This is a genomic window from Peribacillus butanolivorans (genome assembly GCF_001273755.1).
Classification (GTDB): domain Bacteria; phylum Bacillota; class Bacilli; order Bacillales; family DSM-1321; genus Peribacillus; species Peribacillus butanolivorans.
In genome coordinates this window covers 950,261-972,559 of the sequence record NZ_LGYA01000001.1, presented here as the reverse complement: position 1 = coordinate 972,559, position 22,299 = coordinate 950,261, and the positions used below count along the sequence as shown (strand labels likewise).

At 38.2% G+C, this 22,299-nt stretch carries 21 protein-coding genes; 4 read left to right on the top strand and 17 right to left on the bottom strand.

The features are described from left to right. Positions 1–184 precede the first annotated feature (184 nt). The 5 genes from AKG34_RS04645 to AKG34_RS04625 form a co-directional block, all read right to left on the bottom strand. Positions 185–1,393 (bottom strand): competence protein CoiA, encoded by a 1,209-nt coding sequence (locus AKG34_RS04645; RefSeq protein ID WP_053345002.1) that lies wholly within the window; start codon positions 1,391–1,393, stop codon positions 185–187. Positions 1,394–1,497: 104 nt separating this feature from the next. Then, positions 1,498–3,009, bottom strand: coding sequence for a cardiolipin synthase (gene cls, locus AKG34_RS04640; RefSeq protein ID WP_053345001.1), 1,512 nt, complete (start codon positions 3,007–3,009; stop codon positions 1,498–1,500). 122 nt (positions 3,010–3,131) lie between these two features. Beyond that, positions 3,132–3,800 carry an adaptor protein MecA gene (gene mecA, locus AKG34_RS04635; RefSeq protein WP_053345000.1) on the bottom strand — a complete coding sequence of 223 codons (669 nt, stop codon included), beginning with the start codon at positions 3,798–3,800 and terminating at the stop codon, positions 3,132–3,134. A gap of 481 nt (positions 3,801–4,281) precedes the next feature. After that, positions 4,282–4,677: a transcriptional regulator SpxA gene (spxA, locus tag AKG34_RS04630; RefSeq protein ID WP_034314502.1), complete on the bottom strand. Its 396-nt coding sequence runs from the start codon at positions 4,675–4,677 to the stop codon at positions 4,282–4,284. A gap of 782 nt (positions 4,678–5,459) precedes the next feature. Then, the gene (locus AKG34_RS04625) at positions 5,460–6,047 is read right to left on the bottom strand and encodes a GNAT family N-acetyltransferase (RefSeq protein WP_053344999.1); all 588 of its coding nucleotides are present in this window, start codon (positions 6,045–6,047) and stop codon (positions 5,460–5,462) included. Between the two features lie 96 nt (positions 6,048–6,143). Here AKG34_RS04625 and AKG34_RS04620 point away from each other — a divergent pair, with 96 nt between their 5' ends. Next, a complete protein-coding gene (locus AKG34_RS04620; RefSeq protein WP_053344998.1) occupies positions 6,144–6,332 on the top strand; it encodes a hypothetical protein in 189 nt (62 codons plus the stop codon). A 52-nt stretch (positions 6,333–6,384) separates the two neighbouring features. On the opposite strand, the gene AKG34_RS04615 is transcribed toward AKG34_RS04620, so the two are convergent. After that, positions 6,385–7,524 carry a putative glycoside hydrolase gene (locus AKG34_RS04615; RefSeq protein ID WP_236694993.1) on the bottom strand — a complete coding sequence of 380 codons (1,140 nt, stop codon included), beginning with the start codon at positions 7,522–7,524 and terminating at the stop codon, positions 6,385–6,387. Positions 7,525–8,168: 644 nt separating this feature from the next. Between AKG34_RS04615 and trpS the strand changes: the two genes are divergently transcribed. Next, a complete protein-coding gene (gene trpS / locus AKG34_RS04610; RefSeq protein ID WP_053344997.1) occupies positions 8,169–9,155 on the top strand; it encodes a tryptophan--tRNA ligase in 987 nt (328 codons plus the stop codon). A gap of 56 nt (positions 9,156–9,211) precedes the next feature. Here trpS and AKG34_RS04605 read toward each other — a convergent pair whose 3' ends face one another. The 4 genes from AKG34_RS04605 to AKG34_RS04590 all read right to left on the bottom strand — a co-directional run bounded on the left by AKG34_RS04605 (position 9,212) and on the right by AKG34_RS04590 (position 13,258). Beyond that, positions 9,212–9,967: a YjbA family protein gene (locus tag AKG34_RS04605; protein ID WP_053344996.1), complete on the bottom strand. Its 756-nt coding sequence runs from the start codon at positions 9,965–9,967 to the stop codon at positions 9,212–9,214. Between the two features lie 108 nt (positions 9,968–10,075). Further along, positions 10,076–10,846: a DUF2268 domain-containing putative Zn-dependent protease gene (locus AKG34_RS04600; protein ID WP_053344995.1), complete on the bottom strand. Its 771-nt coding sequence runs from the start codon at positions 10,844–10,846 to the stop codon at positions 10,076–10,078. A gap of 183 nt (positions 10,847–11,029) precedes the next feature. Continuing rightward, complete coding sequence (fabF, locus tag AKG34_RS04595) at positions 11,030–12,268, bottom strand: beta-ketoacyl-ACP synthase II (protein WP_053344994.1); 1,239 nt, start codon at positions 12,266–12,268, stop codon at positions 11,030–11,032. 54 nt (positions 12,269–12,322) lie between these two features. Then, positions 12,323–13,258 carry a beta-ketoacyl-ACP synthase III gene (locus tag AKG34_RS04590; protein WP_053344993.1) on the bottom strand — a complete coding sequence of 312 codons (936 nt, stop codon included), beginning with the start codon at positions 13,256–13,258 and terminating at the stop codon, positions 12,323–12,325. Positions 13,259–13,454: 196 nt separating this feature from the next. On the opposite strand from AKG34_RS04590, the gene AKG34_RS04585 reads away from it, so the two are divergent. Then, positions 13,455–13,676 (top strand): hypothetical protein, encoded by a 222-nt coding sequence (locus AKG34_RS04585; protein ID WP_053344992.1) that lies wholly within the window; start codon positions 13,455–13,457, stop codon positions 13,674–13,676. 47 nt (positions 13,677–13,723) lie between these two features. Here AKG34_RS04585 and AKG34_RS04580 read toward each other — a convergent pair whose 3' ends face one another. The 3 genes from AKG34_RS04580 to AKG34_RS04570 all read right to left on the bottom strand — a co-directional run bounded on the left by AKG34_RS04580 (position 13,724) and on the right by AKG34_RS04570 (position 15,912). Next, a complete protein-coding gene (locus AKG34_RS04580) occupies positions 13,724–13,906 on the bottom strand; it encodes a ComZ family protein (protein WP_053344991.1) in 183 nt (60 codons plus the stop codon). Between the two features lie 344 nt (positions 13,907–14,250). Then, complete coding sequence (locus AKG34_RS04575; protein ID WP_053344990.1) at positions 14,251–15,081, bottom strand: Rossmann-fold NAD(P)-binding domain-containing protein; 831 nt, start codon at positions 15,079–15,081, stop codon at positions 14,251–14,253. A 102-nt stretch (positions 15,082–15,183) separates the two neighbouring features. Next, entirely contained in the window at positions 15,184–15,912 is a 729-nt protein-coding gene (locus AKG34_RS04570; RefSeq protein ID WP_053344989.1) for an alpha/beta fold hydrolase, read from the bottom strand. A gap of 315 nt (positions 15,913–16,227) precedes the next feature. On the opposite strand from AKG34_RS04570, the gene AKG34_RS04565 reads away from it, so the two are divergent. Continuing rightward, positions 16,228–16,419 carry a YjzD family protein gene (locus AKG34_RS04565; protein WP_053344988.1) on the top strand — a complete coding sequence of 64 codons (192 nt, stop codon included), beginning with the start codon at positions 16,228–16,230 and terminating at the stop codon, positions 16,417–16,419. A gap of 81 nt (positions 16,420–16,500) precedes the next feature. On the opposite strand, the gene clpB is transcribed toward AKG34_RS04565, so the two are convergent. From clpB to AKG34_RS04545, 4 genes are all read right to left on the bottom strand, one after another. Continuing rightward, a complete protein-coding gene (gene clpB / locus AKG34_RS04560; RefSeq protein WP_053344987.1) occupies positions 16,501–19,089 on the bottom strand; it encodes an ATP-dependent chaperone ClpB in 2,589 nt (862 codons plus the stop codon). 243 nt (positions 19,090–19,332) lie between these two features. Further along, positions 19,333–20,532: an FAD-dependent monooxygenase gene (locus AKG34_RS04555; protein ID WP_053344986.1), complete on the bottom strand. Its 1,200-nt coding sequence runs from the start codon at positions 20,530–20,532 to the stop codon at positions 19,333–19,335. 131 nt (positions 20,533–20,663) lie between these two features. Continuing rightward, positions 20,664–21,776 (bottom strand): cupin domain-containing protein, encoded by a 1,113-nt coding sequence (locus AKG34_RS04550; protein WP_053344985.1) that lies wholly within the window; start codon positions 21,774–21,776, stop codon positions 20,664–20,666. A 31-nt stretch (positions 21,777–21,807) separates the two neighbouring features. Beyond that, the gene (locus AKG34_RS04545) at positions 21,808–22,299 is read right to left on the bottom strand and encodes a DinB family protein (protein ID WP_053344984.1); all 492 of its coding nucleotides are present in this window, start codon (positions 22,297–22,299) and stop codon (positions 21,808–21,810) included.

Genomic DNA, 22,299 nt, shown 5'->3' with positions numbered 1-22,299 from the left:
CCTCTCCATTCTATAGAAAACTTTCCAGTTAGCTAACCCTTTCCTTAAACCGGATTGAACGTTGTATTTACTATATACAACAATCACGCTTTCTTAAAGTATAAAAATCCTTCTTCTTACTATTTCTCCATTAACAAAAATAATCCTGCCCTTTCATCTGAATTCAAGGTAAATCGCGATGGTATCACTCATTATTATGGATATTCCCCTTTTCTATCATCAACCTATGCTCATTATAAAAAATTCTTTCCATCACTTGACTTTCATCACTATTCGAAGGAAGGGAGAAATGATTCACAACTTTAAAAACCCCTTCTTCCAACTCTGATATTAAACCCATTTGCTCTAAAAGCTGAATATATTGCCTAACAGGATACTCTATGTCTATTTTCTTAAGCAAGGGCAATGATCTGAACCTTATTCCTCCGTTTTTTGCCCGCTTCTTAAAAAAATAGATAACATCATTCATAATAATCTTTTCCCCAGGCCTTTTCTTTTGAAACACGTCCATGTAAAGCCACGCTTGCCATTCTATCGGCGGTGTTTCGATCAAAAGCATTCCTCTAACCGGCACCCCTATTTCAATAGGAATCGTCGCAGGCGAAATATGATGTGAATAGAGTCCCTGGAAAAATGAATCACTTCTCTGTGCAGTTTTCATACGGTGAAGGCACCAGTTTTTTCGTTTACTTCTCCAAGCAGGTAGAAAAGGAAAGCTGAAGCAGTTTCGAGGCGATATCTGACTAGGTGGGAGTATCACTAATGAAGCTGTAGTTAATTCGGCAAACACGTTTCTAGGGGAAAAAGGGGTGAGGTTTTTTAAAGCTGATAATTGGTTAGTTTCTGGACAATACATCCAAAGAAACGGGTGATGGTAGCTGCCAGTAACAAACAACCAATGAAAGCCTGATAAACTGAATTCATGCAGATTCCTTCTTTTCAAGTGTTTAGCTGCTAGGATCCAAATTGGTTTGATACCGACACTTTGATAGGCGTTTGTTCGTTCTATGAATTCAGTCTCGGAAATAACGGAACATTGGAATTCTACTGCATAGCGTATACCTCCTATCGTTACTAAGATATCTGCCCTTTTCCTTATTTCAGGAAGGTAGGCTTCTAAATCAGCTTGATAGTGGTGTGATAAAAACCAATGAAACAATTTTCTTTTCCCCATTAAATGATAAGCGGATTCCGGTTCCGACGAAGCGCGGCACGAAGATTTATTTTTGTGGGCAAAATGGGGGATTTTAATCATTCCAGCCTTGATTGTCATTTCTGCTTTGCAGCACGGACAGTAATAATCTGTTGACATTCTCAATTCAGCAAGCAAGTTTGCTGTCATTTTTTCAGGAAGGGTAATCCAAGTCCCATCCTTTTTTATCGCAGTTATCATACATCACCTCTTTAATTTATATCCATTCGCTATTATCACATAGGATTCCTTTTAAATTTAAGCAAAAAAAAAAATGCCTGATCGGCATTAAAAGATGTAAGCACTTAAAGAAGTGGTGAAAGTAATCTGCAAGTGGACTCAAGTATTTTCAACCCCATATTCCGTTTGGTGAACTCATCTATATTCACTTCTTGTGAAACCTTTATATCTTCCAAAAAGTCATTCACCAGGTGTTGTGTACTTTCCGTCCGGTAGAGAAAGGCATTGACCTCAAAATTCAAGTGAAAACTCCTCATATCCATATTGGTTGTCCCAATTGAAGCCAGTTGATGATCAACGATGACAATTTTACTATGCATGAACCCTTCATTATATTGAAAAATCCGGACTCCAGCCGCAAGCATTTCTGGAAAGTACGTTCTGGAAGCATGAAATACAATACGCTTATCAGGGTTTTTCGGAACGAGCAGCCTGACATCCAAACCACTCAAAGCGGCAACCTTTAATGCCTGAAAAATATCGTCATCAGGAACGAAGTAAGGAGATGCAATCCATACAGACTCTTCTGCAGATGTAATCATCTTAAAAAAAATGCTCTTAATGATTGTCCACTCACTATCCGGACCACCTGCAATCATTTGTACACCACCATGTTCATGATGAAGCGGCAGGCTCGTTTGGAGATATTCATCCGATAAAAAGCTATGGTCGGTACTGTAATACCAGTCCTGTAAAAAAATGAGCTGTAACGTCCTTACTGCTTCTCCCTTCACCATAAGATGCGTATCACGCCAAAATCCAAAATTCGGATTACGTCCCAAATATTCATCACCTATATTGAGTCCCCCCATAAAACCGACAGACCCATCTATCACAATTATTTTTCGATGGTTACGAAAGTTGAATTTATTATTTAATAGAGGGAGACGCAGCGGGCCAAAAGCAACAATTTCGACCCCTACATTCCTCAGCTCATAAATATAGGATCTGGCTAACTTCCAAGAGCCAACCGCATCATATATAAAACGAACCTTTACCCCTTCTCTTACTTTTTGTATCAATACATCCTTTAGAACACCACCAATATGGTCATCCCTAACAATATAATATTCTAAATGGATATGATGTTTGGCTTTTTTTAATTCCTGGATGATATTAGAAAATGTTTCCTCTCCATTTGTTAAAATTCGAGTTTCAGTTGTAAATGAGATGGGACTATTCCCAAGCCTTTGTGCAAGAGAAAATAACTTCTGGGGGTGCTCCTCCATCTCCTTAAATTTCCGATAATTAAGTTCTGCTTCGCTGTCTATTTTTACGAAACTTTGCTTATCTAAAAAATATTTCTTACGAAATATCCGTTCTTTCCGGAAATTACGTCCAAACAAAAAATAAAACATGAAACCGATAATTGGGAAAGCACCAAATACAACAAGCCACGCTATGGTATGGGCGGGATCCCGATTTTCGAGGAAGATGATAAATCCAATAATCACCAAGAAAAGAGTCAATATCAGACTGAAATAACCGAAAAGCCCTCCATTGACCTCCTTTAATAGAAAATACCATGTGCTACCCAACAAGAGAATAAGCAGACTAATGCCGACTTTATTCTTCACCTAGACTACCTCCAATTAACAAACACAGGCACACTCTAATAAGAACTTCCTGTCTAAGGTAAAAATATTCATTCTAGGGCGAAAAAACCGATTTCTACTGAAATCGGCTCCACAGTTATTAGTTATACGAAATATTTATCAACCGTTGCGAATACATCATTTTCTATCACTATTTTACCGTACTCGTCTAGCATGTGTACGGTTATCGGTGACTCCTGACTGTATTCCAATAAAAGACTTAAAATATTATCAATTTCTTCCTCGTCAATTTCGGCCTCGGAAAATTCGATATAGAGGTAATATTTATTTTGATAAACATAAAGTTTCGTTGTCCAGCTATCCAAGCCATGACGCTTACTTAAAGAAATAACATCTTCAAAATCTTCGAATATTGTGATGAACTCAATCATTCCATCTTCAAAGGTAATACCGCTTTCTTCATCCTTATCATGAAAATGTTGGTCAAGAAGTGTATCCATCTTCTCTGATACATTCAAATCCTTTAATTTATCTTCTGAAAGAGGCAGCTCGAGTTTCTGACCATCTTTGGCAAGTTGGGCTTTTGTGACCAAAACTTCCAAGCCTTTTTCAAGAGCTTGAACTTGAATCCATAAAGGTCCTTCAATCATGAATTCCTCTTCTTGATGCACTTCATCCATCATTTCCCAAAAAAGCTCCTCACTTCTTTCACGACTGTACCAAATCTCTTCGCGATCAAAGCCTCTTTCCTCAATATCTATATAGGAAATATAAAATTTAACTGTATCGTCATTAATGCGTTCGATTTCCATGATTCCCCTCTCCCTTCCTTTCTCATTTTGAAGGGATAATAACCCCCAAGCGAAAATTGCTCTTAAAAGCTCTTTACCCGTAAGTGAATACTGTAAATCATGTTAGTCATTAAAACAGACTATTTTACATCATTTTATGACAAAACCTTTAAGAAGGGAAATAAAAAACATTACTTTTCTAAAAAACAATTGTTTGCCTAATATTCCATTCATTCTATAAAAAAATTCATCCGCATGCAACTATATCGGAGCTTCCTTTAATTTTAGTTAATGCTAAAGTTTATGTTCTATTATATACACAAAATCGCGAGTTACATTCACCTTTTATCTTTAAAGGTGACCAACTGTAGCCAAATCGAATGCGAATATCAAAAAGGTGCATTTTCCTAAAATCCAGATTAAAAGGTGAAATTTAAGTGCGAATTCAGTTATGTATAAAGAAAAAGCTCTGCACAATTCTCGGCAGAGCTTGAAAACCTTATTAATTGACCATACGTTGTGCTTCTCGTAACTGGAACGTACGAACTTTACGTGGTAAAAAGCGTCTAATCTCATCTTCGTTATATCCAACTTGAAGCCTTTTCTCATCAAGGATAATTGGACGTCTTAACAGTCCTGGATTTTCCTTAATCAATTTATATAATTCTTGAAGAGGCAGGCTCTCCAAATTTACGTTTAATTTTTGGAAAGTTTTTGATCTTGTTGAGATGATTTCATCCGTACCATCTTCAGTCATACGCAGAATCTCTTTAATCTCATCAATAGTAAGCGGTTCTGAAAAAATGTTTCTCTCTTTATATCCAATTTCGTGTTCCTCTAACCATGCTTTTGCTTTTCTGCATGAAGTACAACTAGGCGATGTATATAATGTTACCATGTTTACTCACACTCCCTAAATATAGAATCGGTGATCTATGAGGGGAAATCTACTATTAGTATTCATAAGTACCACTCTAATTTGAAATAATTTTAAATAAGTATTTCATAATGTTAATTATACACTAATTTATTTAAAATGAATACCCTTTTTCAAAATTGAAAAAATCCTTTAAAACTTCTTGTTTAGCCTGTACTATAGCTAATTCATTTTTTTATGTAATACATTTTAATCCACTTTTTCTAATTGAAAATACCTAGCTATCATTCTCATTTAACTCTCATCTTAACCCTCATATTTTTATAATTAGTTCGTTACTTTTATTTACCCCCATTCCTTGTCAATAAACAAGTTCATTTTAATATATTTTCTTTAATGAAGAACAAATTCCTCCTTTCTTTTAAAAAACCATTCTTTTAGCACATATAACCATAAACATAAAAAAAAGGTAAATCAAAAGAATCAGAATGGGGTGGATTTGTAAATATTCAAGAAGTTAATTCTTATTCGGTAGCCCAGCAAAAAATACATAAGAAAAGAGCCGGTAATATACCGACTCTCAGTTTGTAGACAAAAGGAGTTCTATCTAAATGTTAAAACAAAGTTGATTGGAACGGAAGGTACGAGACTCCTGCGGGAAAAGCGCGTCCAAGGGAGACCCCGCAGGCGCAATGGCGCCGAGGAGGCTCCCGGACCGCCCGCGGAAAGCGAGTGCCTGGAGTGGAAATCAACGGTCAAATTTTAAAAACAAAAAAAGACTGTAGAGCCTGAATATACCGGCTCTAGTTATTCATGCTTATCTCTTCAAATATATCCGTTTCATACCCCATACTTATACTCAGTACATCCTCTACATTTTGATAAGACTTTCCATAAAGGTGATTGTCCTTATAGGTATGAATTTCAGAGTAAATCTCTTTCATGAAATTAAATACGTCTTCGTCTTCTATGGATGAATCAGATGGCCAATATAAGATTTCCATCGGTGTATTCTCCTTGGTAGCAAGCGATTTCCTGCTATATGATATAGAAGAAGCATGCTTGAACCCTTCCCTTTTATAAAACCGTAGTCGTTTTAATGTATCATCATCATGTTCTTGCACAGGCTCGACTTCAAGTAATATTGTTTTTTGCCTATTTTGCAACTTTTGAATCAATTTTCTTCCTAACCCCTGCCCCCTTGATTTCTTGGAAACAAATAGGTAATCAATGAAAATAAACTCATCCCCTTCCACATATAATAAAACATGGTCAGGACCTTCATCTTTTTTGTAAATTTCCTGCTTATCCGTTAAAAGAATTTCTATATGCTCTTTTGACTTCATTTCTTCAATTGGAAAATACTGATTTAACTTTTCATACCAATTCATAATTTAATCTCCTCTTTTACTACTTTTTACTTTCCACAATTTTTCTTATCCACTACAATAGAACTTAAATAACTTGAAAATATTAGGAGGGTTAGGATGATTAGTTATTTTACAGACCTGATTTTGGTCGCGGTTTGCGTAATTGGCATTACAGCCGTGAATGGCGTAGTGACGAATGGGATCGGCGAAAAATGGTTTGGCGGTAAACGTCACTCTCATATTTTCGATCAATCAAAGCGAATTCAGTCAGGATGGAATCAAGTTGGTGGAAATAAGAAACGGTAATTCCTACAGAAATTGGATGACCGAAAGCTATTCCCTAACGGTCATCCATTTTTCACGGCGTATAATCTACCCCTTTGGTATACCGATTCGCTGCATTCCATAATAAAAATTCATCAATTCCATTTTCATTTAAAGCTTTAATTTGGGCTTCCACTTCTTCCTTACCATACTTTTGATAATTCCCCGCCCCTAAATAAGAAGCTGTAAAGTCTTGTAGCCAAGGTCTGGAAGTCGGTGGTGCTTCCAGTTCTTTCAGCTTCCTATTCTCCAATTTGGCATATTCCTTAACAAGGTCATAAGGCTCCAAATCAGGTTTCTCGATACCGAAATAAGATGTCCAATGACTTGGATATATCATCGAGGAAATGACATCAACATTTTCAGATATTTTGGTAAAATTTTGACCAATTCCCGGAGCTTCCGGTAACGTAGCGGCATAGCCAAAAATATCCACTGATACATCCACTCCGTATGGTTCTAGTTGTTTCTTCGCATAACTGACGAAATCCGTTACTGCCTGTACCCTTTTTGCAGTATGACTTATTTTTGCTTCATCATAGTCACCCATATTATATTTCAATTCGTCTTCTTTTTTTTCAAACCCTTCCGGAAAACGGACATAGTCGAACTGAATTTCTTTGAATCCCATCTTTGCCGCTTCAATAGCTATTCCAACATTATAATCCCATACCTCTTTCATGAATGGGTTAACGAAAGATTCTCCACGACCATTTTCCCATACCTTTTTTCCATCTAAAAATGACCATTCCGGCTTCTCTTTTGCGAGAAGGGTATCTTTGAACACAACCACCCTAGCAATCGGATAAATCTGTTTATCCTCCATTTTTCCCAGCATTTCCTTAGGATTTTTTATATGGTCTTTACCAATCCCAGCATAAGGAGAATCAGGATCTTCTGACTTATACGTAACGTTTCCCCAGTCATCCTTAATATCAATGACCATCGCATTCAAATCGGTTTCATCTACATATTTAATAAGTTCGTTGAATTTGTTGCCGCCCGCTGCAGGTCCAGTCACATAAATTCCGCGCACAGCATCCGGATAGTCAAACTTCAAACCCGAATCAAATACAAAACGCGGGGCTCTCTCAGGCAGTTCTTTACTTTCAAGTGCTACATATCTAGTCTCGTTCATACTTTCTGCATGAACAGGCTGTTGAATCAGGAACATACACATCCCTGTCATCAACCATTTTGTCATTGGTTTCATTTCTCCACCTCATTCGCCATCAGTCTTCAATTTTATTTTACAAATACAACAGACCCCTTTCTTTAATACCACAACGATTGAACTTTACTCCTATATCTAGTTAATTAATAAAAAAACTTTGGGTTTTAGTCTCAAAAAAGGCAATAAAACCTATGTGTACTTTGAATTACGTTGTCATACACGATAATTTTGTTCGAAACGTATTACCTTGTATCCTTCCCCAAAATCGTCTACACATTGAAAAATAAAAAACAATCTCACATTTTTGAAATCGTCTTATATAATTCAGAATGGTTATAGAAGGAAATAAAATTTCCTTTCACGGGCTCGATAATAGTCTTTATGCTGTTTCGATTATACATTTAATATGAATAAATGCTAAAATACATTTATAGTGGACAATTCGTATTTCTGGAATGACGTCGATACAAGAAGTGATCACTTCAAAACGGCCCCTCCACGAGATATAAATGAGCGCTTTCCTATCTTAAATAAGGCGCCAGTTACTTTCAAAAAAAGTGGCTTCATTTTCTATTTATCCTTTACAATAATGAAGAGCGAATATCCATTTACTTAATAAACGTATTTAGAGGAGTGACTAGCAGTTGAAAAGGATTTTCTCCGGCATTCAGCCATCCGGTTCCGTTACTTTAGGGAATTATATCGGAGCAATGAAACAATTTGTTAACTTACAAAATGAATATGATTGTTTCTTTTGTATCGTTGACCAGCATGCAATTACAGTTCCACAAGATCGTCTTAAATTAAGAAAAAACATTAAAACATTAGCCGCTTTATATTTGGCTATTGGCCTCGATCCGGAAAAGAATACAATCTTTATTCAATCAGAGGTACCTGCGCATGCTCAAGCAGGCTGGATATTACAAAGTATCTCTTATATTGGCGAACTTGAGCGTATGACTCAATTTAAAGACAAATCAGCCGGTAAAGAAGGGGTTTCTTCAGCACTGCTGACCTATCCTCCGCTGATGGCTGCCGATATTCTTCTTTATAGTACAGATGTTGTTCCTGTCGGCGAAGATCAAAGACAGCATCTTGAATTAACACGTGATTTAGCTGAACGATTCAATAATAAGTACAACGAGATTTTCAAGATTCCGGAAATCAGCCTTCCGACGGCAGGGGCGCGTATAATGTCGCTTCAAGAACCATCTAAGAAAATGAGTAAATCAGATTCTAACAAAAAGGCTACGATTGCCCTATTAGATGATCCAAAGCAAATCGAAAAAAACATCAAGAGCGCGGTTACCGATTCCGAGGGTATTGTCCGTTATGATAAGGAAAACAAAGCTGGGGTTTCCAACTTAATGTCGATTTACTCCATCTTTAGCGGGAAAACCTACCCCGAAATTGAAGAATTATACGTAGGGAAGGGTTACGGAGACTTTAAGAGTGATTTAGCTGAAGTGGTACTTGGAGAAATCTTACCAATCCAAGAGCGCTATTACAAATTAATTGATTCTCCTGAATTGGATGAAATTCTTGACCGTGGTGCAGAAAAAGCGAACATTGAAGCGAATAAAATGATCAGAAAAATGTATAACGGTATGGGGCTTGGCAGAAAAAGATAAAAGAAAAAGACGATCCTAATCGGATCGTCTTTTCTTTTTGTGAATGTTAAATGCTCCTATAATATCGATGGACTATCTCCTGTCTCTACTTGCCAAAGCTTTTCAAAAAATGGCTGCCCCTTTACTAAATTTTCGCATAGTTGTAGGTGTTTTTCTGACCAGCCTTCCTTCATTTCCTCATATAACTCAAGCCAAGCTATTTGAAAATCCATTTCTTGAATGCTTTCATATTTTTCTGGAGCCCATTCTGTATACCAATAACGGATTTCAGCAGTGTTTTTCGCTGTAAATAATTGATCCATGGCCATGAATAGAAGCTGCTTAAGCTGTCTTTCTTTTCTTGTCAATCCATTCATAAATAAGGGTGACGGCGATAAAATATGATATTCTTTCTCAGATGTAGGTTTTTCAGTAAAAGTGTAATCCATCTCATCATGGTTTTCTATCATGTCATAAACAATTTGTTCCTGCCGAGGAATTATTCTGCTTTTCCGAATCGGAATATGATAACCTATTGTATCTACAGCTAGAATTCCATTTCCATCGGTAACGATAAAACAATAGTCAAGCTGAATTCGTTCATGGTTTTTCCTTGCATACGCTTTTTGATAGACATCGCTAAGCAATGGCTTAGGTAATTCTGATAAGTCATTTTCTATGTAGTGGAAGAGTGTTGCTGAGACTTTCAACAGAGGAACTTGATCTAATAGCTCGATACCATCATCCTTCCTCCATTCATGAAAATGACAAATATTATAGCCGTTTTCTTCTCCTTCAAACCAATTAACCCATACATCATGAAGATATAACATCATTCATCCCTCACTTAAACAAATTTCTGTTTGTCAATCAGTATAGGCAGGAACCAGACATTTTATTCCTATTCTAGAAAACAGATTAAGAAAAATAGAACGTATAAATTAGTTCTTTTCTGTTAAGAATTTTTCAGATTGGATAATGAATGATTTTTTTACAGAGAGCTTTTCAGCATTTTTCGCCAGATAGTATCCTGTACAGTATCCTAGCATATACGGATACCCTTTCTTCCCCAGCAGAAGAACATCATGAAGCGGGTCTGTACGCTTTATGGTATGCTTTGCTTTTAAGTGCTTACTCCAAAATCCCCGGAGTTTGTCTTCCTGATATAACTTTGTCCATTTCGCTAAATATCCCGTTCCTAAATATTTACTAACAGTTCTTTCAGCGAGCCCTTCCATAATCATCGTATCGAGAAGTGTATAATCTTTCTGTTCTTTTTTCAATTGGTGTAATCGGCAAACATGATGATATTCATGAATCAAAAGGGCCTCCATTTCCTTTTCCGCTATACCATTGTCATAAAAAAGAAACAATTTATCTTTAAAAGCCAATCCTGATTTCGTTTCAATAGATTGCTTCCACATCCCTGAAGACATAAGAGGAAAAATATAAATGGGAACGTCTGGACCTTCCCATAACTTCTTATAAGAAGTAAAAAGGCTTTGTGTCTTTTCCCAAACATTATTTTCTGTTAAGTTTCCCCATGTATTTTTCGTTTTTTGATTTGGAGAATACATGCCGTGCTTTTGTAAGTGGCGATAAATCATATCTCCATTAATATTGTTGTTGAATTTATCTTTCAGTCTGTCCATCATCTGAACCGGGCGGTCGAAGTCCTTCTTCAACCATTCATTTGTTGAAATAACACCCATCCCATACACCCCCGCCTCTTTTAACTATCGTATGATTTTATAATTGCGGGTGACACATATTATTTCCCTATACATGTTTAAGAATGAAAAAAAGCTTTCTATCAAAGAAGGTAACCAGTTCGGTCCATGGACCATCACAAACAAAAAAAGAGCAAATCTCTAAAGATTTGCTCTTAACATTAATTATTGATATTTTTTGAAAAGAATAGTTGCGTTATGACCGCCAAACCCAAGTGAATTGCTGATGGCCGCATTAATTTCACTTTTCCTTGCTTGATTTGGCACATAGTCCAAATCACACTCAGAATCCGGTGTTTCAATATTAATAGTCGGTGGCAAAATGCTGTCTCTGATTGCCTGAATGGTGAAAATTGCTTCGACTCCACCTGCTGCCCCTAACATATGTCCAGTCATTGACTTTGTAGAGCTTAATGCAAGTTTATATGCATGGTCACCAAAGACTTCTTTGACTGCCATCGTTTCATATTTATCATTGTAAGGCGTACTTGTTCCATGGGCGTTTACATATTGGATGTCTTCCGGTTTCAAACCTGCATCATCAATCGCAATCTTCATCGCTCTTGCTCCACCTTCTCCACCAGGCGCTGGTGCCGTAATGTGGAAAGCATCTCCAGTCGATCCATATCCAGCTATTTCAGCATAAATCTTGGCTCCACGGTTTAATGCATGTTCTAAATCTTCAAGAATAATAACCCCAGCTCCTTCTCCGATTACAAACCCATCACGGTTTGCATCAAAAGGACGGCTTGCCGTTTTTGGATCAGGATTTGTCGATAAAGCCGTGTTCGCACAGAAGCCTGCAACCGACATTTTCGTGATCGGCGCTTCGGCACCACCTGTGATCATTACATCGGCATCGCCACGTTGAATTGCTTTAAACGCGTCACCAATTGAATTTGTTCCAGTTGCGCAAGCTGTTACCGTACAAGAATTGATTCCCTTAGCTCCTAACAAGATAGAAACCTGGCCAGCAGCCATATCCGGAATCATCATTGGCACGAAAAATGGACTTACACGCTTATAGCCTCTGTTTAAAAAGTTTTCATGTTGTGTTTCAAGCGTCTCTAGTCCACCAATACCTGAACCAATCCAAACACCAACACGTGTGGCATTTTCATCTGTAATTTCTAGCTTACTATCATTAAATGCCATAACTGATGCAGCAATGGCATAATGCGTAAAACGGTCCATCTTACGCGCTTCTTTACGATTGATATATGTCTCAATATCGAAGTCTTTTATTTCAGCAGCCACTTTTACAGGAAATTCCTCAGCATTCAAGCGTGTTAATGGCCCTATCCCTGAGTTCCCCTCAATTATATTCTTCCATCCAGTTTCTGCATCATTACCAACTGGAGAGATTGCTCCAATACCTGTTACAACAACACGGCGATTAGTCATTAGAAATGGCTCCTTCCTTATTTAAAGCTCGTACGATTATTTTGTTTTCTATTTTTATTTCCCCCACCTAAGAGCAATTGCTCCCCAAGTGAGTCCTCCACCAAAACCGACCATAATGATTAGGTCATTTTCCTTAATCCTGCCCGCTTCCATTTCTTCTACAAGAGCAATCGGAATCGATGCTGAAGAGGTATTTCCATATTTATGAACCGTCTTTGTCATTTTTTCAACTGGCAGACCCAAACGTTCCCTCGAAGCTTCCATAATTCGAATATTAGCTTGATGAGGGACAAGTAAATCCACATCTTCTTTTGTCAATCCCGCTTTATCTAGTACACTCAGGCTAGATTCTCCCATCTGACGGACAGCAAACTTAAACACTTCACGTCCGTTCATAGAAATAAAATCTCCTTCCTGTAATAAATGCTTACCACCAGTTCCATCTGCACCTAATTCGAAGGAAAGAATCCCTTTCCCATCTGCAACAGGCCCAAGGACAGCAGCACCGGCTCCGTCCCCAAATAGGACAGCAGTATTGCGGTCTTCCCAATTTGTTATTTTTGAAAGCTTTTCAACACCAACAATTAGCACATGCTTATAAGCACCTGTCTGAATAAATTGCTGTGCTGAAATCATCGCATACATAAAGCCAGCGCATGCAGCACTAACATCCATAGCCGCCGCCTTATTTGCTCCTAATTTCTCCTGAATCATACAAGCAATAGAAGGAAACGACTGATCAGGTGTCACGGTAGCTACAAGAATTAAATCTATCTCGTCCGCTGAGACTTCTGCATTTATCAATGCAGCTTTTGCCGCTCCATAAGCCATATCAGAAGTATTCGTATTATCATCGGCAATTCTTCTTTGCTCGATACCTGTTCTAGTCCGAATCCACTCGTCAGAAGTGTCCATGATTTTTTCTAAATCCGCATTTGTAACGATTTTTTCGGGTAAGTAGCGTCCAAGCCCTAATATTCCAGCGTTCATTTTGCCATCCCCTTATTTATTTTAATAAATAATTATCATCATCTATTATTACCTGGTACTAATTTTATATAAAAAAACTCTTCCTTGCAAGAGCTAACAGTTTGAAAGTATAAAAGAATCTGTTTCTTGAATCGGACAAGGGCCTTCGCCAAGGTGTTTTATAGACATACATTATAGAAAAAAGGAGGAATTTATTATGGACATTTTCACTCGCAACAATCGAAGTACACAAGATGATCATTTTTCAGATTTGATGTTTGGTAGAAAAGCGGAGCCTGAACTCCAAAAGGAGGAATCAAAAGTTGACTACATGCAATTGATGGTGAGCGTAGAAACATTAATGGGATTATATGACCAATACAAACCAACCATTCAGAAAATGAACCCATTGATTACCAAGTTCTTAAACAAAGATTAACTGAAAAAAATGATGGCTGTCCGCATGACTGGACAGCCTAAGCTTAATTAACGCTGAGCATCTTGTTTACCAAGCTCATAAGCTTCTTGCATCACTTTTTTAAACAGGTCCATGAACGGCTCTGCCATATCCATTGAAAAAGGAATTCCGTTTGCCTCCAGCTTTGCTTTAGCCTCTGGGAAGTATTTCATAGCGATTCCCATAAATTCAAGTGTTTTATCTGAACTCATTTTTAGTTGCCTCCTTATCTACTTGATAATTTACCAGATAATCATTTTTTCACTTAAAGAATATCTCATTATTATCATAATTCCCCTTAGCCCTTTCGTAAAGGCACAGACATTAAAAAATGAATTTCCTGATAGTTTTATTCCATTCATTAAAGTACGACGCATATAAGATACAGGCCAAATTAACAGGTTATGGACTTTTCCTAGAATTAATGTCTTTCGATACTGTACCTGCCTTGTCATATACACTTACCCAAAATAGGATTTGATATTCATGTTTTTAGTTTCTTGAATTACTCGTACCCCTTTTAACAGTGCTTCTAGAGTTTAACCAAAGGCTCTCTTTAATCATGCATTCTCCACTTTTTAAGTAAGTTTAATCGTTTATTATGTTTCCTTTGTAAGGAAACACCTTCTTCTGGACCCGTTTTACTTTGCACCTCATAGACGGTCCCTTTTATTATCTTAGTTGCTGGTTGAATAAATAAGTAATCAATACTTTCTCCAAAAATAAACTTGGCACATTTATTCCAGTGATCATCTATACTGCTGCACAGCTGGATTTTTCTATCTGATAAGGTAGCAACTCTTTCTAAAGCGTTCACAAAATCAGTAATAAAGAGCGCATCCTCGGTATATTCACGAGCAAGCGTAGCTTTGATAGCTGATTGTTCAAGTTGGTTGATTCCGGCTTCAAAGCACATGCTTTCGGGTTGCCAGGGGCCATAAATGGTCGGTAAAAATATGATTTTAACAGAAGCAATTCCTTCGATTGAGGTTATTATTGACTGGAAATCCTCCACATCCTCTTCAACAGGCATGAGAATCACAATATTTGGCGTTTCATCTAAGCCATTTTTTTTGCATTTCTCAAGAAAGAAAACGATATCGTCTATAAGACAATTGATTCTACCTATTTTACCTTTTCTAATATCGTAACAAGATATAAAAACAGTGTCCTGCTGGGAAATATCTAATAATCTAAGTTTATTTATCGGAAAATATATAAAATTAGCACTTCGACCAATTTCAAGTTCCTTTTCTTCTATAATATACTGACTTGCTTGGGAATCTGTCCAATCAATTCCGATTACCTCTTCGCCCTGATTCAATAAATATTGGGTCACATAGAAACCTACAAATTGATAAGCGCCAATGACAATGAATGTTTGCATAAATACAGCCTCCTCGTATGCCATCAAGCTCGCTTCATCCGGCACGTCAAGTTTTTTTAGATGCTGTATCGTATGCAAACTAATGTGAAAATATATCCACTCTTATAAAGACTCTTCATTCTCATTAAAAAACTTCTGAATTTGATAAGGTATTTTATAGCGTTTTTCAGGTAATAAATAAGTTAGCTGCAAGTCAGCCTTTCTAGCCAGTTGGATTTTCCGATAAAAGGAGGCTTGTTCTTTACGCAAGCTTCCAAAAACCTGAATTACTTTTACAGGGATGTTCTCCTCAATTAACGGATCTTCAGAATCCAGAATATGCTGTTCACATTCGGCTGGGTTCATCTCATAAGCAGCCGAAACCTCAGTCAACCACTTTTTATAAAAAAACTTATTTTCCTTTTCTTTTTCCAGTTGTGCTTTCAATGAAAAAACTGGATCAATAAGAACGACAGAACGTATTTTACTTCCTAGTTCATTCATTAGCCTTAATGCGAGAAGTGCGCCTGTCCCCTCTGCCAACACATGAATCCTTTGATTGACTATTTCCTTTTTCATGAAGAGAATATATAGTTTAAGGGAAAGATCAAGAGCTTTTGGACTACCCCAACTGGCTCCGTGGAAATTGGATGAAAATAGTGTGTATCCGCATTCTTTTAAATACTCCAATATTCGTAACCTGCCAGGATGCTGGAGCCAAAAGCTGCTGTCTTTTTCGACAAAATGACTACGGTCTCCGATTACCATTACGGAAAAACCACTGGGCTGCTCCGGATAATAGACGATACTCCATTGGTCATCAATTTGAAAAGTTCGCTGTTCCAGTTCCATCTTTTAAACTCCTTTAAGGAATATTCCTACAAATACTACTACTACTTAATTTATGTCGAAATATTGAAAAGGTCAGGGGAGACGCCTATTTTCTTTTCATAAATTAATCAAGCTGGAATAATTTTGTGAAGATCTCGAAATAATATCGTTTTTCTTCTTACTAAAGACAACTTTTCATTCCCAACCCATCTGTCAGAAAAGATTACTTTGTTATACTGTATTTAATTATTTAATGGTTATTATGAAAAAGCCGTTTTAACTGTATATTAATTATGGTAAGATAAAAATGAATGTAGTGGAATGAGGTGAAATTCGATGCGTTATGCTTGGACTATTTTTTGGACATTCTTATTAGTGCATATGACTGTATATGTTGTTTCTTCCATGATCGGAGTTTCATACGATGCTGCACAGGGAACAATTTTAGGAATCGCTGCGGCTATTCTAATATGTATTATCCCTGCTGTTATGCCTGCTGGGCCAACAAAAGACTCTCATCAACATTAAGAAGCAAAAGAGGACATCCTTTGGGGATGTCCTTTTTGTTATACCGTTCTTTGCTTTTGATTAAACTACATTTCATAAACTTTAAATTAGTACTAATTCGTTATGAACATAATCAATCGTTATTCCTTCTTCGTTTTCAACTGTCCCCGCTATAATTCGGCGAGCGATTTTTGTTTCCAAATGCTTTTGAATAAATCGCTTAAGCGGTCTTGCCCCATATACTGGATCATACCCTTGTTCGGCAATGAATTCTTTAGCCGCTTCGGTGACGTGGAGGTTTATATTTTGTTCAGATAACCGCACTTGTAATTGCTGAACCATTTTCTCTACAATTTCAACGATTTCATGTTGAGTAAGCGGCTTGAATAACACAATGTCATCTACTCGATTCAAAAATTCAGGGCGGAAATGTCCTCTTAATTCTTTGAACACTTGATCCTTTATTTCTTCTTCAATGGCTCCATCGCTACGGTTGGACTGCAACAAGAAATGGGAGCCAATATTGGATGTCATGATAATAACCGTATTTTTACAGTTGATGGTTCTACCTTGGGAGTCTGTTATACGTCCGTCATCCAACATTTGCAGCAAAATATTGAAGACCTCCGGATGTGCCTTTTCAATTTCGTCTAGTAGCACGACGGAGTATGGGTTTCTTCTAATAGCTTCGGTTAGTTGTCCGCCCTCCTCAAAACCAACATATCCAGGAGGCGCACCGACTAGTCGGGAAACGGAATGTTTCTCCATGTATTCCGACATATCGATTCGAATCATATGTTCATCACTATCGAATAACGTTTCTGCCAACGCTTTGACCAGTTCAGTTTTACCCACTCCGGTCGGTCCCAAGAAAATAAACGAACCAATCGGTCTGTTTGGATCCTTAATTCCTGCCCTTGCCCGTAAAACAGCATCAGATACAAGTTCCACCGCTTCTCCTTGGCCTATTACGCGTTCGTGAAGAATTTCCGAAAGGCGAAGCAGCTTCTCTCTTTCGCTTTCCACCAGCTTGCTTACCGGAATACCCGTCCACCTCGCAACAATCGATGCGATTTCCTCTTCCGTCACTTCTTGGCGAAGCAATCGTGAATCCTGCTTTTCCTTTTCCAATTCATCTTCCATAGCATCCAATTCTTTTTGAAGCTGTGGAATCCGTCCGTGCCGTAGTTCAGCAGCCCTGTTGAGGTCATAGTCATTCTCTGCCTGTTCCAGTTCATGACGAAGCTTCTCGAGCTCTTCACGTTGGTCCTGTACTTTTTGAAGCGCAGATTTCTCCATTTGCCACTTTGCTTTCATGCTATTCGCTTGATCCTTAAGTTCTGAAAGTTCTTTTTGGAGTACACCTAGCCTTGCTTTACTTTGAGGATCCTCTTCATTCTTCAAGGCCGCTTCTTCAATTTCAAGCTGCATAACCTTTCTTGTGATTTCATCTAGCTCTGAAGGCATTGAATCAATTTCCATTCTGATCATCGCACAAGCTTCATCCACTAGGTCAATCGCTTTATCTGGTAAAAATCGCTCCGTTATATAACGGTTGGAAAGGACAGAGGCAGCAACAATCGCCCGATCATGTATCCTGACGCCATGGTGAATTTCAAACCGTTCCTTTAATCCGCGCAATATTGAAATAGTATCTTCCACATCTGGCTCGGGAACGAGAACTTGCTGGAAACGGCGTTCTAGAGCGGGATCCTTTTCAATATACTGGCGATATTCATCCAGGGTTGTTGCACCGATACAGTGCAACTCACCACGAGCAAGCATCGGCTTTAACATATTCCCTGCATCAAGTGCACCATCCGTTCTGCCTGCTCCTACAATTGTATGCAATTCGTCAATGAATAAAAGAATTTTACCATCACTCTTTTTAATTTCATTCAGTACAGCTTTTAAACGTTCCTCAAATTCACCACGGAATTTGGCCCCGGCAACTAGAGCACTCATATCAAGTGAAAAAACTGTTTTGTCTTTTAGTCCTTCCGGGACATCCTTCCTGACAATCCTTTGCGCCAATCCTTCGACAATCGCTGTTTTACCTACCCCAGGTTCCCCAATCAATACTGGATTATTTTTCGTCTTTCGTGATAGAATCCGGATGACATTGCGAATTTCCGTATCACGCCCGATGACAGGATCAACCTTCCCCGATTTAACTTCAGCAACGAGATCTCTGCCGTATTTTTTTAGGACTTCATATGTGCTTTCTGGATTTTGACTAGTCACTCGTTGATTCCCCCTTATATCGTGTATAACTTGTTTTGCTTTATCGTAATCTATTCCACAAGTTGAAAACAGCCTGTTTATATTCGGTTTTTTTTCCTTTAACAACGCCAGCAGGATGTGTTCGACGGATAAATATTCGTCCTCCCACACTTGCATTTCTTTTTCTGCAACCGTCAATAACTGTTGTAGGGAAGCTGACATATACACCTGAGCAACACTGCCGCTCACTACCGGCAATTTATTAAGTTCCTTATTTAGCTCTATTTCAAAACGACTGACCGTTTTATCGGAATCAGATAAAATTCTAATTAATAAACTCTCGTCCTGTTCCATTAAGGTTTTTAATAAATGAAGCTCCGTCAGTTCCGGATTTCCCCTATCCTTGGCTAGTTCCTGCCCGCCAATAAACGCCTGTTGGGTTCTCTCTGTCATTTTATTAATATCCATCTTAAAACCTCCCATTCATCAATTCCATGAACGAACTCTTACAACGTTTGACCATTTTTGACCTTTATGGTTTCATTATACTTTTTATTTTTCCCTTGTAAAGAAATGTTATAAAAAATACAAAGGTTATTAAGGGATAAATAGTAAAAGCCTCTCTTCATAAGGAAGAAAGGCAAGAATCTAATATTGATTTAAAAAATATGCTAACCAAAACTTTTGGATGAATGAAGCAAATGCAGGTTATTATGCTTTTACAAACGCTTTGTTGTAACCGTGGAAATCATCAACAAATTTAAAATCCTTATCCGTGCGATTTAATAGAATCGTATCACGAAGCAGTATCCCCGCATCGGTAGTATTGTGGATAATTTCTCCCCACATTCTTGCACTTGTTTGAACATTCGCTGTACGTGGAATGCGTTCTTCTTGATATTCCAAAAATGCCTGCTCCACATTATTCCCATTCTTATGAAGCATATCAGTCAAATAAGCCGCATCTTCTAAAGCTTGGCAAGCTCCTTGTGCCAAGTATTGAAGCATTGGATGTGCAGCATCTCCCGTAAGTGTGATCCTGCCTTTTGTCCAGTTATTAATTGGCAAACGGTCGTACATCGGCCAGCGACGTTGACGCTGAATGAATGAAATCGCATTTTGAACAGGCTCACAAGTTCCTGCAAAGACACGGTCCATTTCTTCCGGGGTACCCCATTGATCTGTTTTTTCATTTTCTTCGGTGTATTGAGAACTTTTGAAAACAACTACCTGATTGTAAAGCTCTCCTCTTCTAACCGGATATTGAACAAGATGAAGATTCGGTCCAATCCACATATATACATCATCTAAATCTCCGTGACTCGTTACCTCTTCCATTGGAAGAGCACCTCTGTATGCAACATATTGAGAACATACTGGTTGATCCTCCACAAATAATTTACGGGCATTAGACCATAAACCATCCGCACCAATAACGGCCGTTCCTATATGTTGATCTCCCTTTGCAGAAGTAACTGTAACTTGACCTTCATTTTCTACCGTTTCGATAATTGTTTGGTTCGTTACAAGTTCGATATAAGGGCTACTTTCACACGCTTCAGCTAGCACTCTATGCAAATCAGAGCGATGTAACACAACATACGGTGCTCCATATCTTTCTTTATATACGTCACCTAAATCTAAAGCGGAAAGCTCTTTGCCTGAAAAAGCATCCATCAAAACTAATCTTTTTGGAAAAACTGCAATTTCGTTGATTTTATCCATAACGCCTAAACGTTGTAAAACATTTGTTGCATTCGCAGCAAGCTGAATTCCAGCTCCAATTTCACCAAATTCAGGAGCTTGCTCCAAGACTTTTACATACTGTTTTGTTTCTGCAATTCCTAGAGCCGTTGCCAACCCGCCTATTCCTCCACCGATCACAATGAATGGTTTTTTTTCTGTGTTCATTATTCAATTCCCCCTAAAAATAAGTTGTCATAAGCCCAGTTGTAGACCATTAACATAGTAAGCGTTTTCATTCAAGCTGCATTCTCATAATATCAATGACTATCAGGCTGGAAGCTCCAACCTGATTTTTTTTATACTAATACAGCCTTAAATTCACTTTCAACTTTTTGGAAACCATTGTTTATATCAAGTACCTGCTGTTGTTCTAAATCAAATCGCTCCATAATTGGAAGATCGTTTACCGAGAATAAGTAAGAATCCACTTCTGCAACGTGCTCATGCCAAGCCCAGTTTGGAACTACAAAGTAGTCACCCTTAGACCAATCAAACCGTACTCCGTTAATAACCGTATAGCCGGAACCCTCGTGCACCTGATAGATTGTTGAATGAGTATGGCGATGTGCTTTAGAATGGAAACCTCTTGAAAGCTTCTGCATCCAAGCTCCCATCGTCGGATTAGCCGTTTGTCCATTAGATGGGTTGATATATTCAACGGCAAAGCCTTCATATGGATCTGGTTCAAAGTTCATTAACCCTTCAATCGCTGCTTTCGTGCCTTTCCACTTGTAGTTTGCAAGCGGAGCTACTTGTGAATAACGATCGGATACCGGACGAACCATTCCTCCTTGATAACGAAGTTCCGAAAAATTATCCGGACGTTTCGGCGTTTCAATACGGTCTGGATATGGTTCAAAGAAAGTACCGCCAATAGAATAGATAGTAGGGATATCAAGAGCGTCCATCCAAATCATCGGTTTATCTCCAACATGACCATGTCCATGCCAAAGATTTTTAGGTGTGATCAAGAAATCTCCTTCTTCCATGAAGATTCTTTCTCCTTGAACAATTGTGTAGGCACCTTCACCATTCGTAATAAACCGAAGAGCACTTTGAGAGTGACGATGAGAAGGAGCTACTTCACCTGGCAACAATAGTTGAACCGCTGCATAAAGCGTTTGGGTTGTTGAAGCCCAGCCCCAAGGCTGGCGGTAAGTTAGGCCAGGGTTTTGAAAATAAATGGCTCTGCGCTCACCGCCGCGATCAGGTGTGAAGATTTCAGCTGCCTCCATCAACTTTTTTGTCAGAAGCTCTTCTTTCCACAAATAAGCATGGGCATGTGGTTTAGGTTCATGATCCATTAGAGCCGGAATAGCTTCCCATAGGGGTCCAAGATTGTACTGCTGAATATCCCTTGTAAAATCTTTTACAATTGAACTGTTCATGTAATCTGATTTTTCAGCCACATTACTCCCTACTTTCTTTTTTCATTTTTTATCACTTAATTTTAGAAAGATTTCGCTTAATTTGGTCATAGTGCCCTGAAACATGGTCATCGATGAAATGATCTACGATATAAGAAACAGGTTTGTTACCGAATTTGGCAAAGTTCCGGTGCGGTGATTCTTTAGATAGTGTTTCTTCATCTAATTTCCCGAGGCCACTCTCAACTTTATATTTCAGTTCATCCACTTGTTTTAAAACTTCATCAACTGATAGTTTTTCCGTATCAGTAACCGCTGCTAGTCGAGCTGGATCTTGCAATCCACGTCCCCATTTTGAGCCCGGAGTGGCTACTACCGTTTCCACTTCACCTAGCCAGTAAGGAATGGCTTCCGCTATATGAGAAAGGATCTGCATGATTGACCACTCTTCCTCTGTCGGGTTGCAACGGATTGTTTTCTCTGAAAGGTTAGCTGTTGTCTCAAGAATGTGATCGATTGATTGTTGAAACGATTTGATCGATGTACCGATTGACTGATAAGCCAT

Excerpts from the sequence above, each read along its gene's own strand:
- AKG34_RS04645 (WP_053345002.1), bottom strand. The coding sequence starts at position 1,393 with ATGATAACTGCGATAAAAAAGGATGGGACTTGGATTACCCTTCCTGAA.
- mecA (WP_053345000.1), bottom strand. The coding sequence starts at position 3,800 with ATGGAAATCGAACGCATTAATGACGATACAGTTAAATTTTATATTTCC.
- spxA (WP_034314502.1), bottom strand. The coding sequence starts at position 4,677 with ATGGTAACATTATATACATCGCCTAGTTGTACTTCATGCAGAAAAGCA.
- AKG34_RS04625 (WP_053344999.1), bottom strand. The coding sequence starts at position 6,047 with ATGAATTGGTATGAAAAGTTAAATCAGTATTTTCCAATTGAAGAAATG.
- AKG34_RS04620 (WP_053344998.1), top strand. The coding sequence starts at position 6,144 with ATGATTAGTTATTTTACAGACCTGATTTTGGTCGCGGTTTGCGTAATT.
- AKG34_RS04615 (WP_236694993.1), bottom strand. The coding sequence starts at position 7,524 with ATGTTCCTGATTCAACAGCCTGTTCATGCAGAAAGTATGAACGAGACT.
- AKG34_RS04605 (WP_053344996.1), bottom strand. The coding sequence starts at position 9,967 with ATGTTATATCTTCATGATGTATGGGTTAATTGGTTTGAAGGAGAAGAA.
- AKG34_RS04600 (WP_053344995.1), bottom strand. The coding sequence starts at position 10,846 with ATGGGTGTTATTTCAACAAATGAATGGTTGAAGAAGGACTTCGACCGC.
- fabF (WP_053344994.1), bottom strand. The coding sequence starts at position 12,268 with ATGACTAATCGCCGTGTTGTTGTAACAGGTATTGGAGCAATCTCTCCA.
- AKG34_RS04590 (WP_053344993.1), bottom strand. The coding sequence starts at position 13,258 with ATGAACGCTGGAATATTAGGGCTTGGACGCTACTTACCCGAAAAAATC.
- AKG34_RS04585 (WP_053344992.1), top strand. The coding sequence starts at position 13,455 with ATGGACATTTTCACTCGCAACAATCGAAGTACACAAGATGATCATTTT.
- AKG34_RS04580 (WP_053344991.1), bottom strand. The coding sequence starts at position 13,906 with ATGAGTTCAGATAAAACACTTGAATTTATGGGAATCGCTATGAAATAC.
- AKG34_RS04575 (WP_053344990.1), bottom strand. The coding sequence starts at position 15,081 with ATGCAAACATTCATTGTCATTGGCGCTTATCAATTTGTAGGTTTCTAT.
- AKG34_RS04570 (WP_053344989.1), bottom strand. The coding sequence starts at position 15,912 with ATGGAACTGGAACAGCGAACTTTTCAAATTGATGACCAATGGAGTATC.
- AKG34_RS04565 (WP_053344988.1), top strand. The coding sequence starts at position 16,228 with ATGCGTTATGCTTGGACTATTTTTTGGACATTCTTATTAGTGCATATG.
- clpB (WP_053344987.1), bottom strand. The coding sequence starts at position 19,089 with ATGGATATTAATAAAATGACAGAGAGAACCCAACAGGCGTTTATTGGC.
- AKG34_RS04555 (WP_053344986.1), bottom strand. The coding sequence starts at position 20,532 with ATGAACACAGAAAAAAAACCATTCATTGTGATCGGTGGAGGAATAGGC.
- AKG34_RS04545 (WP_053344984.1), bottom strand. The coding sequence starts at position 22,299 with ATGGCTTATCAGTCAATCGGTACATCGATCAAATCGTTTCAACAATCA.